This is a genomic window from Virgibacillus dokdonensis (assembly GCF_900166595.1).
Taxonomy (GTDB): Bacteria; Bacillota; Bacilli; order Bacillales; family Amphibacillaceae; genus Virgibacillus; species Virgibacillus dokdonensis.
The window spans coordinates 2,597,729-2,612,120 of record NZ_LT745763.1 but is presented as its reverse complement, the minus strand read 5'-3'; the positions used below and the strand labels follow the sequence as shown (position 1 = coordinate 2,612,120).

Here is a 14,392-nt window from a genome sequence, read left to right as displayed (position 1 = left end):
GCGGGTTCTAAGTCCCATTTTCCAGAGATTCGAACAAGGCAACTAATTCAGATTTTGCCTGATCAAAGCCTCGATGGCAGCGCATGCTGAATTTATGATTATACTCTAGAAATCGCGTGACAAGAAAACGTTCTAAAGCCTCCTTGTTTGGAAACTGCTCTTTTCGTTTGACGTATCTCTTTATTTCTTTATTGAAGGCTTCAATTAAATTTGTCGAATAGATACTCCGTCGAATAGAGGCAGGGAACTCATAAAATGTTAATAATTGTTCATTTTTTACAACTGCGTCAATGACACGTGGATATGTCTTTTCCCATTTGCTTTGAAACTGTTCTAACGCTTGTAGGGCTTCTTTTTTGTCTATGGCATGATAAACCGTTTTAAAGTCACTAAGTATCTCTGCACGGTCTTTGACACGAACCTTCTTAGCAATATTGCGGGCAACATGGACACAGCACACCTGATGCTTTGCTTTAGGATAGACACGGTGAATAGCATCTGTCATGCCAGTTAGACCGTCTGAGATGAAGAGCAGAACGTCTGCAACACCACGCTGATATAGTTCCTGCATCAATTCTTCCCATACGTGTGCGGATTCTGTTGGTGCAATAGTAAAGTCTAATACTTCTTTTATGCCGTCTTCCGTGATCCCAATTGCAATATATACAGACTCTTTCTCTACCGTGTTACGACGGATAGGGATTTGAGTAGCATCTAAGTAAATGCATGCGTAACGGTTTTCTAATTTACGTTCATGAAATGCTTGTACATCTTCTGCTACCAATTTTGTTAAGTTAGATACGGTCTGTTTGGTGTAATGATGTCCGTACATTCGTTCGATTAGATGTGCGATTTCATCTGTTGTGATTCCCTTTTCATAAAGGTGAATAACAAACTGTTCCAGCGTGTCATTAGAACGCTTATATGGAGCCACTGTTTGTTGTTGAAATTCTCCGTTCCTATCCCTTGGTATACGAAGTTGTAGCTCACCGTACTCCGTCTTAAAAGTACGGTCATAAAACCCATTACGAGAGTTACCTGAATGAACTCCCTTGCGTTCATACGGTTCGTAATCCAGAAATACAGTTAATTCATGCTTTAGTAATTGGTTAATAGCTTCTTCTAGATGACGGCGAAAAACTTCTTCAATATCTTGTTTTTTTGCTAGTGCTTCAATTAAATCTGTAGTAAGATGGTTCATAGGGAAGACCTCTTTTCTGTGAATTTTGTGTGCTAACTTTATTCTACAAAAAGGGTCTTCCTTTTTCTATGAACTTGTTTAATTGGTATTTCTATTTACACAAAATATTTTACACTCTCCAATGGACAGAAGTAAGGGCTGATTATTTGGGAGCTGAACTACTAGAGGCAGGGAATAGACATATGGCTGATGGATTGAAAGAATTAGCTGTTGCCCAAGATCAAGCAACAAACAAGGCATTACAATATAGCAATCTTGAAGAGAATAACCATAACAGCATAGAAAGAGGTAGCTGGTTGTTACGCTTCATGGAGTTCCAGTTTATGCCACATCCGCCGTTATATTGGCGTATTCAACAACTATGTAAAGAAGAAAACTGGAATAGAACGAGGAAAGCGTGGCTAGTTGCACGAATAAAAGAATCGTTGCCGGATTTCTTCCAGCATAAAAGAGTTAACTTGTAGGTTGTAGCACTCGCTATGAATACTTGTTTATCAGGTAAGGGTATGAGAAGGATAATGAGGCGTGAGAGAATGATCCTAAGATTTTTATCTAGGAACATCTCAGAAGCGTCCAAGAAATTGAATATCCAGTAATAGTAGGAGCAGGTACTCTGTTATTTGGCACTTAATGTGGTGACTCCTGCAGGGAAATCATGATTATAGCGTTTTTTTCGAGTGAGGAGTCTCAAGAAGTCCTGAGGAAGGCGAGGGGGCAAGCACGTATACCATTTCAAATAAAATGTTAGAAATAATCGGCGAATATTTAGCTCCTAAATATACTATACGAGGAGTGATTACTTGGAAAAACAACTTTTCATTATTCATATTTTGCATCTCATTTTAATCTTATTACTATTGTTATATGGACTTCTACATTTGAACTTCGATCCCTTATTCTTTTTTGGAATAGTAATACTCATTTATTCCATGAACATGGTCCGTTTAATCAACAAACAATCCAATGAGCATTAGAGGGATTTCTAGAAGTTTTTCTAACAATGGTATAAGTCGGATAAAAAAAACATAAACGGACAGAAATAAGATAGACAGACGATGGAAGGGGTCTTATGATGTCTATCTTACTATTCTTTTACGAACTAGGGAGAAAATTTTTTATATATAAAGTGTACGATCTTTCTGCACAAATGGCTTATTATTTCCTACTATCTGTTTTTCCGTTTCTGTTCGTGATTTATTCGTTAATTCCTTATTTGCCCTTTAATGAAGATTATATTTTAACGCTAATTGAACCGTATGCACCGGATACAACGTATCGTCTAATTAGAAATACGTTAACTGCTGTGCTCGCAAATCAAAATCAACCCTTGCTTTCTTTAAGCTTGGTTATTTCTGTATGGCTTGCTTCAATGGGATTTCAATCCATGAAACGTATACTTAACACGGCTTATAACGTGCATGAGAAGGAAAGTATCGTAAGACAAGTAATCGAAGGGCTAATGTTAACTATAGGATTTATGATTGTTTTCTTGTTTTCCGTTGTTGTTCCTGTTTTGGAAAGAACATTAAGGGCATATTTGATCGATATATTTACCAATGATAGTTTTCATCGTTTGTGGGATTTTATCCAGTGGGGAGTTGGTAGTTTTTTAATCATTACTTTTTTTCTTCTGCTTTATTATTTTACTCCAAATCTACGTGTTAAAGTAAAGCAAGTTCTTCCAGGTGCGCTTGTCGCTACAATTGGTTGGCAAATTATCTCCCTTCAATTTGCTACTTTTGTTAGTCGTAACGATTATACAGCTTTTTATGGACAATTAGGAGGTATTGTTGTATTAATGATTTGGTTCTATATGTCTGCTATGATCATTATTATTGGGGGATTAGTTAATGCTATGATTTATCCAATTCAACGTAGCGAAAGGCGTTCTTTTTAGCCTTGAAAATCATGACATACAATATCGTTTGTATGAGATGATCTGATCCTGTTGTTCCCTGTTTTTGCGCTGGCAAAATGTTCGAAACACTCGTAAATACAGGATCTCCGCTACCTTAACTACTATTTCGCAAACCTATTCATTTTTTAATCAGACAATAAAATAACGGATTCTCTCCTATCTATATTCATGATTAGAACATGCCTTGAATATCTATATAGTAATACATTTGGGACGTAGTAGGAGGAGAATGCATGGTTGAATTTATTCTTGAATTATTTACATCAAAACAAAGAGTGGAAGCTATTTTAAGCAGCTCCGTTATTGAGTTTATTTTTGTTGTCCTGTTTGTCATGTTTCTATTGGCTTTGCTGATTCATATTACCATTTACAATAAATTAAAAACGATCAGAAATCACCTGAAAGCAACGGGGAATTTGAATGTAGAGCCGTTAAATACATTGAAAGAACAATATGAACAAAAGCAAAAACAAGAAATGGTTAAAGTGGAGACATTTGTTCAAGAGCAATTTTCGAATTGGCGTATATGGCAAATTTCTGTCGTTAGTCTCATTAAAATGGTGCAAATGACTGTGTCTGTGTTTATATTATTAGGAGTACTTGGCACATTTATTGGCTTAACCTCTTCTTTAAGTAGTATTGATTTACAAGGAAATGATGTGGTTACAGGGGTAGCAAGTGTATTAGCCGGTATTGATGTTGCTTTTTATACGAGCATTGTTGGGATGGGATTTTCATTAGTGATGACGGTATTAATAAAGGTATTTAATACAGAATTTATGTTAACAGATATTATGCTTATGACGGAGACGAGATTAGAAGGCACAGAGGAAAATGGACTGCAACAATTAGTAAACCTTTCAGAGGCGATTAATACGTCCATACAGCATTTACAAAAGTCGAATCAACAGTCCTTTCAAACAATAGAAGCCGCCTTTGCTGGATTTCAAAATTACACCTCAAGTTTGGAACAATCCGCTAAAGACTTAGCTGCATTTAATCATGGGCTTTCAGATAATCTCGAATCATTTCAGCAATTATTTACACATATGCAAAAAGTAACCGATAGTTTTGCTGCGGGAACGGACAATCTAAACGAAAATTTTGCTACATTATTTACGTATTTCAAACGTATGGATAGCCATAACGAACGACAGGTAAAAGCGTTCGAACAAACGTATGAGAAGATAAAAGAAGCAACGATTTCGCAAATGGACATGTTGCAAAATTTTTTAGATTCTACAGAGGAAATAAAACAATTCACATCTACTTTATTAGATGAACAGGCATCGTTACAACAGAATTTCGCCTCGATACAGGAAAAGAGCAAACAACTCGTTGTGCAAATGGAGGCACAGAACAAAGAATTTAGGTCCATATTTGGTGCGGATCTATCGACAAAGCTATCAGGTGTAATTGAACAACTATATGGATTGTCGAGAGAATTTGATAAAATGGGAGATGGTTTAACACAGCTTCCAAATGCACTTGAAGTCATTAACCAAACGCAAGCAGAATATAAACATTTATTATCGGATCGTTTCCAAGAATTAAAAGAATTTAACCGTACATTTAGCAATCATATAAAATCACAGGCTACAAATACGATGGCATTTGAAAAACATTTGCAGCAAACGATAAGTTCTTTTGAACAAATGGATATGAAAAATAGTCAATTGTTACAAGAAATAAATGGAACCATTTCCCAAATGACGCAAACACATCAGCAACGCGAGAACCAGTTGGATAATAGTGTGCATATATTAAAGGATACGTTAGCCAATTATGTTCATAATCTGGAAGGGTCTGTAGGAAAACGATTAGATCAAATTGGTCAAGCTCTCCAAGCGTCCATGCGTGAAGTAAATGAAGGGCTGCGAAATGAATGGAATGAACTAAGAAGAATGAATGACACGACACAGCAAAATCAAGTAAGGGCAATCCAACAAAGCGTACAGGATCTGCAGCGGGAAATTCACATGTTAAACCAACAATTGGCTGCTTTTTCTCAACGTAATTACACTTCAAACAATGCGATAAGGCTGAACCAAAATGAATACTAAATATGAGCGTTTATTTAGGCAGAATAGGGACGAAGGACATTTTTGGCCATCATTTACAGACTTACTTACAACGATTTTACTTTGCTTTATTCTAATTTTTGTTGCTATGATGATTATTAAATCCTTACAAATAGAAGAAATGAAAAAGACGTTAGACCAAATTATGGGTGTACGAGCAAAGTTAGTGGAAGACTTAAAAGAAGAGTTCGGTGGTTCTGAATTAGGTGTTGAAGTAGACGAAAAGACGGGCGCCATCATTTTTAACACAGAGATTTTGTTTGCCTATGATAAGCACGAGTTAAAGGCTAACTCTTATACTTTTTTAGACGAATTTGTACCCAAATATTTGGATATTTTGTTGCAAGAAGGGTACGAAGAGTATGTTGCAGAGATCATTATTGAAGGTCATACGGACCGTGATGGGTCGTATTTATATAATTTACAGTTAGCACAGAATAGAGCATATAGTGTTGCTGCCTACCTATTAAGTGATGATTTTCCATACAAGAATATCCAGCAGCATTTAGCAAATAAATTAACGGTGAATAGTAAATCATTCTCCGACGTAAGAGCAGATGAGAACGGGAATTATAGTGCAGAAGCTTCCCGTAGAGTGGAATTCAAATTTCGACTGAAGGACGAAGAAATATTGGATAAAACAAGAGAGATTTTAGGTGGGTAGAAGGAGGGAATAAGCACAGTCGTTTTGCAAGACACGATAGGAGAGTAATTGCAGAGAGGCTTCTGCATCAAAAATGACAACTTTCCCTATCTTCGTCTCTTTAAAGCCGGAAAATCACTTTTAGCAGAATCATTTATACGATATCTGTCATACACTAGTTATTGAATACGTAAAAGTTCAGTTCAGAAAATGATGGAATGGGTATCAAATGACATCTAATCTAAAGGAAATAACGGGATCTCTTCTTTCGGCAATTGGAACGATACAAGCGGCAATCGGTAGCACTCCCCAGTTATCTTTAAGTAAAGATCAACGTTTTCAACTTCGATTAATAGGTAATGTATTACAAGCTCTAGGAAGCGGCGTCACTGCTGATGGGGAAACCACGGCTTCTTTTGAAAAATTAGGGTACCAAGTTCAAGCTACGGGCAATTCAACTGTAATAGTAGGAATGTTGATTTATCGTTCTTCTGATCCTATAACAAAAGAAAAATGGATTATAACAGGACTGTGGATGCAGGCATTGGGGAGTTTTCTAGTTGCTAGTGATGAATGGGCTGATCACACAAAGGGTGTGTGGGAAAATACTATCGGAGCATTATTGCAAGGTATTGGTAACTCTTTACAAGCAATAAGCGGCATTCAAACGCTTCAAAACAATCAGTCTGATCAGCGTATAATTGGGGTTGTAGGAAGTTGGATACAAGCAGTAGGCACCGTTATATCGTTTATTGGAGCATTTCAAGAAGAATAGTTATTGAAACGCATCTTAACGGGTGCTTTTCTTTTTACATTAAAGGAAAGCATACGTTTTTTTGGTTTATCACATAAAAAATACGAAGCATTCCCCCATTATGACTTGGCTAAGCCAATTTTTTCTAACACTTTATGGTAAATTCATACTGGTTTTATTTGAGAATAATTTTTGGAAAGCTAAAATTTTTTGGATTATAATGTTAGAATATAAAGAGAATCGGAATATGTTCGATGTGGGGTGAAGCCACTGGAAAAAGTGATTTGGATTTTGGTTGCCTATGTATTTGGCTGTTTAAATGGCGCCTATTATGTTGGTAAACTATTTTATCAACAAGATATTAGAGAATTAGGTAGTACGAATGCTGGAGCTAGAAATGCGGGGAGGGTCTTTAGTCGTTCTGCGTTTATTGTTACAGTAATCATAGATGCATGGAAGGTAATTATTCCGTTATGGATAGCTATCAGCTTTTGGGAAATGGATACGATTATATTAGGGTGTATGGCTATTGCCCTTCTCCTAGGTCATTTATGGCCAGTACAACTAGGTTTTCGTGGAGGAAAGGGAGTAGTTGTATACTTAGCTACAGCACTTATGTTAGCACCTATCCCTTTAGTTGTTTGTGGTTTTATCATCTTGGTAGGGTATCAGCTTCATAAAAATCTTACGTTAATAGCGATGATTGGGTTTAGTAGTATCCCGTTAAACTTGTTCATTTTCTTTAGAAATATCGAGTTGACAGTAGTTTATTTTATAATGCTGTCTGTTGTTGTAATTATGCATAGAAATGGGGACTAATGGTGAAAGAATCATACTTTGTAATTTATAAGATAGCAGACTTAGAAGAAGAGTTAGAGCAAATCTATCGTTTAAACTATGAAACGTTTGTTGAAGAGATTCCACAGCATGAAAAGAACAGCGACCATAGATTAGTAGACCGTTTTGACGATAAGAATACATATGTTATTGCTAAACGAGGCAAGGAAGTAATTGGCATGATTTCGGTTCATAATCAAAGACCTTTTTCGCTTGACCAGAAATTAGATAATGTGGATGATTATTTACCTGTATCTGCAACCCCTTGTGAAATACGTCTATTAGCTATAAAAAAGCAGTATCGAGGAGGGCGTATCTTTTATGGTCTCTGTGAAACGTTAGTAGACTATTGTTTGGAAAAAGGGTTTAATATGGCGGTTATTTCTGGAACATTAAGGCAAACCAAGCTCTATAAGCATTTAGGGTTTAAAGCGTTTGGACCATTAGTTGGAACAGAAGAAGCCCCGTATCAACCCATGTATTTAACGAAGAAAAACTTTGAGCGTGCCTCTAAATTATTTGAACGAATGTTGCGAAAAGAAGCACGGCAAGAGAATTATAATTTTTTACCAGGTCCTGTAGAGGTTTCTGATGCTGTAAAAAAAGCATGGAGTGATAAAGCAATATCTCATCGTGCGAAGGATGTACATAAAGTGATGGAAGAGGTACAGCAACAATTATGTGATGTAACCAATGCTAATTATGTAGAAATTGCAGTAGGGACAGGTACACTTGCAAATGATATGATCGCTGCTCAATTAACAACACTTCCAGGTGCAGGGTTAATTCTGTCAAATGGCGAGTTTGGAGAACGTTTAATGGATCAAGCTGTTAGATTTGGCCTTTCTTTCCAAAGCATTTCTAAGTCGTGGAGTGCACCGATTACTTTAGAAGAAATAAAACGAACATTGGTGGAGCATTCAGAAATAGAATGGCTATGGACTGTCCATTGCGAGACATCAACAGGCTATGTTTATCCATTGGAAGATTTAAAGCAGCTATGTAACAAATATGGTGTCCGTTTATGTATAGATGCTTGCAGTACGGTTGGTGTTCTACCGCTTCATTTAGAGTCTGTTTATTTAGCAAGCACGGTAAGTGGAAAAGGTATCGGTTCATACCCGGGATTAGCTATTGTGTTTCATCACGAGAAGCTTTTTCCACAAAATTCAATACCTAGTTATTTAGACCTTGGTAGGTATCAAACAAGCGATAGTATTCCGTTTACGCATTCATCCAATAGTTTGTTTGCTATGCAAGCTGCGTTACAGCAGTTTTGTCCAGATAAAACAAAGCTATTTCGAGATATAAGCAATGCCTTTCAAAGCGTTGGCATGCAAGTGCTTACTGGAGAAAATTATTCTCCGGGCATTGTGACAGTTTGTCTACCTCCTGAAATTCGTTCACGTCAGTTCGGCGATGTGTTAAAACAAAAAGGGGTTCAAGTTAGTTATGAAAGCAGTTATTTACTAAACCATAACTGGTTTCAAGTGGCTATTATGGGACAACAACAAGCTTCGCATATCATGAAAGGCATAGAGATTATTGTTGAGGTATATCAACAGTTTGCTAGGGAGAAGGAGATTCATTCATGCGAAAATTAACTCTGTTGATTGAAAGAAATGTATTGATGACGCTGATTATCTTATTATGGTTAAAATCAGTCATTATTTCTTTTACTACTTTTCAACTACCGCTTTATTCTTGGTTTGATATCATGGTCGTTTTTATCAACCCAATTGGCATTATTATGATCATGTTTGGGATTAGTTTCTTGTGGAGAAAACGTTTGTCTCCACTTATGCTATTTATCATTTATCTATTATTGTTAGGCTTATTGTATGCAAATGTGCTATATTATCGGTTTTATATTGATTTTGTTACCGTTTCTGTTTTACTACAATTGAACAATGTAGGAGGTTTAGGACCTAGCACGGTTGAACTCTTTTCCCCGCTTGATACGTTGTTATTTGTGGATGTTGCAGTTATTGGGTATGTTATTTTTAAAATGAACAGAAAGAAAAACCATCCAGTAGTACCTAATAAGAAAAGATATGCTTTTACTGGTGTGGGGTTGCTTGTCTTTACTTTGGCCATTGCGCTCATTCAAAATCCGTTTCTTTTACAAACAGATTACGATCGTGAAGAACTAGTGAAGTCATTAGGTTTATATAATTATCAGCTGATAAATATAGCAAATGGTGTTAAATCTCCCGTAATGAAAGCTTTTGCAGATGAGGCAGATGTAAAAGAAGTACAATCGTATATCCAAGGTAAGGAAGAAAAGGATTCGTTTCAGGAATTTGGAATAGCGAAAGGAAAGAATGTTGTTTTTATTAGTTTAGAGTCTACACAGAATTTTGTGGTTAACCAAAAAGTGAATGGCAAAGAAATAACCCCATTTTTAAATGAGCTGATTCAAGACAGTTTTTATTTTAACAATATATACGACCAAGCAGCGCAAGGAAAAACATCTGACGCTGAATTTATGATTAATACTGGCTTATATCCTTTACCAAGTGGATCTGTATTTGTTCGCAGACCGAACAATGAATTTCAATCTTTACCGCATATCTTGCGAGAAGCAAATGGCTATACGGCTGCTGCTTTTCATGGAAATGATGCTTCTTTTTGGAATAGAGACGATATGTATCAATCGTTAGGGTTTGATAGATTTTTCTCGAAAAAAGATTATCATGTGACAGAAGAAAATTCGGTTAATTATGGGTTAAAAGATATTCCCTTTTTTGAACAATCAATGGAAAAATTACTTCATTTATCTGAACCTTATATGGCAAGTTTCCTTACGTTAACGAATCATTTTCCATTTTTATTAGAAGAAGAGGATCAATCTATTTCACCTGCGAATACATCTGTAGGTGTTGTTAATCGATATGTAACAACTGTTCGGTATGAGGATGAAGCATTAAAACGTTTTTTTGAATTAGTAAAGGAAAAAGACATGTATGAAGATACAGTGTTTGTTATCTATGGAGATCATTATGGTATTTCCCAAAAATACGAAGCTGGCGTTTATGAATTACTTGGGCAAGAGGATACGGAAATGAGCCACCTTGAGCTACAAAAGGTGCCAGTAATTATCCATGTACCAGGACAAGAAGGAAAAAAGATAGAAACAGTGGGAGGAACGATTGATATTCATGCAACTGTTTCTGAATTAATGGGTGTACGAGATAAGGAGCAAATAAATTTTAGTCGCAATCTATTTACGAGAGGTAATGAAGCCCCTGTTGTGTTTCGCGATGGAAGCATCGTCACAGGTAAATATGCTTATGTAAATGGTCGTTGTTATGATAAGCACAAGCAACAGGTTGTCAAATCAAATACATGTACTGATTATTTAGAAACGGCGAGAAATGAATTATATGCTTCGGATCAAATTATCCTTGGTGATCTATTTCGCTTTATCGGAAAATAACCTCGAAGGAGAGGCCCTTTTGATGAAGCAGAATGAAGCAAAAAATTTGCTATTATATCTACGGTAAGCTATTCTTTGTGCATACTTATTACACCTATATCACTGAAATAATTGTTTAGAATTTTTAGAGAGGTGTGCACGTAAGCATTAGTTGCATAGTCCCAGTCGTATTTCGATTGAGCTTGTAACCGTTTATTCATAATATTATTTTCAACTTGAACTTATATTAACTATCCATAGATAAAGCAGGAGGGGACAGGTGTGAAACTTGTTGGAATAGCCGGCTCGTTAGTCGGTGAAAAAACGTCGCAAGTAGTACATGACGTTTTACGTGTAGCCAAACGTGTCGATAAACAAATAGAAATCGAATTAATCGACTTGAAAGAATATGATGTAGAGTTTGTTAAGGGGTCACCTTTAGCCTATTATAATAAAGACACATGGTATGTAGTAAATACGATTTTAGCAGCAGATATGATTGTTTTTGGTTCACCTATCTATCAAGCATCTATTTCAGGTGCGCTGAAAAATTTGCTTGACCATTTTCCAATCGACGCCTTCAAATCAAAAGTTACAGGAATTGTAACTACTGCTGGATCGGATAAGCACTTTCTCGTATCCGAATATCAATTAAAGCCAATACTTGCTTATTTGAAAGGAATCATACCTCGTTATAGTGTTTTTGTTAACAATGATTGTTTTAATGATGATAATGAGATTATTGACCAAGATGTACAAGAAAGGATAAATAAGCTCGCTCAAGAAATGATTACAATTAAAAAACGTACGTATAGCATTTAAATAAATGTAAGCAAAAATAAATAGATCTATCACTTATTTTTAAGAAAAGGGGACCTCTGTAACTCCATATAGTCATAGCCGAACAATTAAAATAAAATTGTTCGGCTATTTGCATTTGAGGAAAGTATAAGATGAAGGTTTACAGTTTTCGTTTTTAAGATTTGATGAAAAAGAAGAATAGATTTCGCTCTTCTATGTGAAGATGCCTTTATACAAAAATGAACATAATTAATCTGTGTAGCTTGCTGCGACAACAGTTTTCATAAGATTTCATAAAAAGAGCACAATAGAACATAGCAACAGGCGACATAGTTTGGGCTGAAACACTGTTGAATCAATATTGTAAGCGCATTACAATAAAGTTAAAGGAGGGGCAAAGTTGTTTGATCAAAGGTCTTTTAAACTGTTTGAAGAAATTATTACGCATGATGAGATTACTGTTTCTCAACTCATACGAAAATTAGATGTTTCAGAACGGCAATTTAACTATGATTTGGAAAAAGTGAATAACACTTTAAAAAGTATGAAGTTAGAGCCAATTAAACTGCATGATCAACAATTTGTCGTTGATGCTAAAGTGAAGGATTTACTTCAAGCTGGTGCTCCTTTGGATATTTCTATGCATCACATTGTTTTATCAGAAGAGGAACGTATTTATTTACTCTATTTATACACGTTTATTCGCAAAGAACCTGTTTCCAATTATCATTATCAGCAATTGCTTTACGTAAGTAAGAATACAGCGCTAAGTGATGTGAAAAAAGCAAAAAAGTTGTGTCAAAAAAAAGGGGTTATCCTTCAATATTCAAGGAAAGATGGCTACCACTTAACTGGTACAGAAATGGAAAAAAGAAGGTTAGCAAGCTTTTGTATCAATTACTTGCTCACAAAGTCACTAGGAAAAGAGATGTTAGTACTCGTATTAAAATCGTGGAAACAGGAAGACTACTATGTGAATACGCAGTTAACAGTGAATGATGTGTTAAAAGCAAAGCAAATTCATTTAGTGAAGGATAGAAAAGCCGAAGTTATTTTTCATTTGACGTTTATAAGAGTCCGAACTGCAAACATCGAGCCATTGTTTTCTCAAGAAGAGAAACAGTTATTGCGTTCACAACGCTTGTTTGGACTGGTAGAAGAGTTGGCACGACGATTATTTGAAAATAATCAATTAGAAGAACAATATTATTTGACCTTGCAATTATTAATTGCCTTACAGGAAGTGAAATTAGAAGAAAATCCATATTTAAGCAGACTGACCATGCAAATCATTGAAGCATTTGAAAAAAACACCTTGCTTCCGATTGATAATAAAACGTTTTTACAAAAAAGCTTGTATAACCACCTCGTTCCAGCTTTTTATCGAATTATATTTGAAATACCGCTTGTGAACCCTTTAACATCACAAATTAAACAAAAGTATGTGGAATTGTTTCAATTTGTCAAACGCTCGCTCGCTCCTTTATCTGAGTGGACAAAAAAGCCAATTAGTGATGAGGAAATAGGTTATTTTACGCTTCATTTTGGCGGTTATCTTGAAAAAAATAGAAATAGGAATAAAACAGAAATTCATGGATTAATTGTTTGTTCTAACGGCGTTAGTTCTTCCATTATGTTGCGTGCACAGTTAAAGGAGATGTTTCCAAACATTCATTTTTCCCGGGTGCACACAGCTGAACAAGTAAGCTTACTTCCAACGTCTAGTTATGATCTGATCTTTACTACAGTAGATGTGGATTCGCCCAAGCCGATATTTACAGTGAAACCATTGCTTTCAAAAATAGAAAAAAATTATTTAATTGAATCCGTAATGAATCAATTCCCTATTTTCAATAATTACGATTTTTCGATGGATCAAATAATGGAAGTTATAGCAAAACATACAGAAATTAAAGATGAGAAACGGTTATTTTCAGACCTTGTTGATCTCATACATCTAAGTCATACCGATATAGGAGGGTATAAACCAATGCTTTCAGAATTACTTACCGAAGAAATGATTCAGTTTACAGATGAGCCTTTGAGCTGGAAAGAAGCGATAGAAATGGCTGCACAACCATTACTTGCAGCTCATAAAATTAGACCAGAATATATTGAGGCGATGAATAAAAAAGTCGAAGAAGTAGGAACTTATATTCATATAGGTAAAGGAATTGCTATTCCTCATGCACGACCAGAGGAAGGCGTAGTCAATTTAGGGATGTCTTTTTTAAGAACAAAAACACCAGTTAAATTGCTAGGCAAGGATGATCACCAAATTGATATTTTTATTTGTTTAGCAGCGATCGATAATGAGGCGCACTTAAAGGCATTATCACATTTAACAAAGTTGCTGTCAGATAACGCAACACTCCAAGCTTTAAAAGCAGCGCAAACAGCGCAAGAAGTCATGGAAATTATTAAATAAAAAGGAGATGGACCAAATGAAATTTTTAGCAGTATGTGGGTCAGGATTAGGAACAAGTTTTATGGTGGAAATGAATATTCAACAAATTTTACAAGAGTTAGGTGTCTCGGGTATTGAAGTGGCGCATTCTGATTTAAGTTCAGCAACGCCTGGAGACGCAGATGTATTCTTTTTAGCAAAAGATATTGCTGAGGGAGGTGCCCATTTAGGTGAAGTAATCGTGTTAGATAATATTATAGATATGGATGAGTTGAGGGACAAGGTAACAAAAGTAGTAAAAGAAAAAAATCTAATTTAATACGAGGAAAGGA

12 protein-coding genes are annotated in these 14,392 nt (G+C 35.7%); 11 read left to right on the top strand and 1 reads right to left on the bottom strand.

Annotation, left to right across the window (positions count from 1 at the left end; all coding sequences use genetic code 11):
• Positions 1–7: 7 nt before the first annotated feature.
• Entirely contained in the window at positions 8–1,201 is a 1,194-nt protein-coding gene (locus tag B2C77_RS13795) for an IS256 family transposase (RefSeq protein WP_077701822.1), read from the bottom strand.
• 68 nt (positions 1,202–1,269) lie between these two features.
• Here B2C77_RS13795 and B2C77_RS13790 point away from each other — a divergent pair, with 68 nt between their 5' ends.
• From B2C77_RS13790 to B2C77_RS13735, 11 genes are all read left to right on the top strand, one after another.
• Positions 1,270–1,665, top strand: coding sequence for a hypothetical protein (locus B2C77_RS13790; RefSeq protein ID WP_077704848.1), 396 nt, complete (start codon positions 1,270–1,272; stop codon positions 1,663–1,665).
• Between the two features lie 605 nt (positions 1,666–2,270).
• Complete coding sequence (locus B2C77_RS13785; RefSeq protein WP_077704846.1) at positions 2,271–3,098, top strand: YihY/virulence factor BrkB family protein; 828 nt, start codon at positions 2,271–2,273, stop codon at positions 3,096–3,098.
• Between the two features lie 254 nt (positions 3,099–3,352).
• Complete coding sequence (locus B2C77_RS13780; protein WP_077704843.1) at positions 3,353–5,182, top strand: MotA/TolQ/ExbB proton channel family protein; 1,830 nt, start codon at positions 3,353–3,355, stop codon at positions 5,180–5,182.
• A complete protein-coding gene (locus B2C77_RS13775; protein WP_077704840.1) occupies positions 5,172–5,864 on the top strand; it encodes an OmpA family protein in 693 nt (230 codons plus the stop codon). Before B2C77_RS13780 ends, B2C77_RS13775 begins: the two co-directional genes overlap by 11 nt.
• A gap of 208 nt (positions 5,865–6,072) precedes the next feature.
• On the top strand, positions 6,073–6,618 hold the full coding sequence (locus B2C77_RS13770; RefSeq protein WP_077704837.1) for a DUF6944 family repetitive protein: 546 nt from the start codon (positions 6,073–6,075) through the stop codon (positions 6,616–6,618).
• A gap of 240 nt (positions 6,619–6,858) precedes the next feature.
• The gene (locus B2C77_RS13760) at positions 6,859–7,416 is read left to right on the top strand and encodes a glycerol-3-phosphate acyltransferase (protein WP_240458663.1); all 558 of its coding nucleotides are present in this window, start codon (positions 6,859–6,861) and stop codon (positions 7,414–7,416) included.
• Positions 7,416–9,038, top strand: coding sequence for a GNAT family N-acetyltransferase (locus tag B2C77_RS13755; protein ID WP_077704834.1), 1,623 nt, complete (start codon positions 7,416–7,418; stop codon positions 9,036–9,038). The genes B2C77_RS13760 and B2C77_RS13755 overlap by 1 nt, the downstream gene beginning before the upstream one ends.
• A complete protein-coding gene (locus B2C77_RS13750; protein WP_077704831.1) occupies positions 9,026–10,873 on the top strand; it encodes an LTA synthase family protein in 1,848 nt (615 codons plus the stop codon). The genes B2C77_RS13755 and B2C77_RS13750 overlap by 13 nt, the downstream gene beginning before the upstream one ends.
• A gap of 261 nt (positions 10,874–11,134) precedes the next feature.
• Positions 11,135–11,674, top strand: a complete 540-nt coding sequence (locus B2C77_RS13745; RefSeq protein ID WP_073007251.1) for an NADPH-dependent FMN reductase — start codon at positions 11,135–11,137, stop codon at positions 11,672–11,674.
• A gap of 379 nt (positions 11,675–12,053) precedes the next feature.
• Positions 12,054–14,081: a BglG family transcription antiterminator gene (locus tag B2C77_RS13740; RefSeq protein ID WP_077704828.1), complete on the top strand. Its 2,028-nt coding sequence runs from the start codon at positions 12,054–12,056 to the stop codon at positions 14,079–14,081.
• A gap of 16 nt (positions 14,082–14,097) precedes the next feature.
• Positions 14,098–14,379, top strand: coding sequence for a PTS sugar transporter subunit IIB (locus tag B2C77_RS13735; RefSeq protein WP_077704825.1), 282 nt, complete (start codon positions 14,098–14,100; stop codon positions 14,377–14,379).
• Positions 14,380–14,392: the final 13 nt, after the last annotated feature.

Excerpts from the sequence above, each read along its gene's own strand:
- B2C77_RS13795 (WP_077701822.1), bottom strand. The coding sequence starts at position 1,201 with ATGAACCATCTTACTACAGATTTAATTGAAGCACTAGCAAAAAAACAA.
- B2C77_RS13790 (WP_077704848.1), top strand. The coding sequence starts at position 1,270 with ATGAACTTGTTTAATTGGTATTTCTATTTACACAAAATATTTTACACT.
- B2C77_RS13785 (WP_077704846.1), top strand. The coding sequence starts at position 2,271 with ATGATGTCTATCTTACTATTCTTTTACGAACTAGGGAGAAAATTTTTT.
- B2C77_RS13780 (WP_077704843.1), top strand. The coding sequence starts at position 3,353 with ATGGTTGAATTTATTCTTGAATTATTTACATCAAAACAAAGAGTGGAA.
- B2C77_RS13775 (WP_077704840.1), top strand. The coding sequence starts at position 5,172 with ATGAATACTAAATATGAGCGTTTATTTAGGCAGAATAGGGACGAAGGA.
- B2C77_RS13770 (WP_077704837.1), top strand. The coding sequence starts at position 6,073 with ATGACATCTAATCTAAAGGAAATAACGGGATCTCTTCTTTCGGCAATT.
- B2C77_RS13755 (WP_077704834.1), top strand. The coding sequence starts at position 7,416 with ATGGTGAAAGAATCATACTTTGTAATTTATAAGATAGCAGACTTAGAA.
- B2C77_RS13750 (WP_077704831.1), top strand. The coding sequence starts at position 9,026 with ATGCGAAAATTAACTCTGTTGATTGAAAGAAATGTATTGATGACGCTG.
- B2C77_RS13735 (WP_077704825.1), top strand. The coding sequence starts at position 14,098 with ATGAAATTTTTAGCAGTATGTGGGTCAGGATTAGGAACAAGTTTTATG.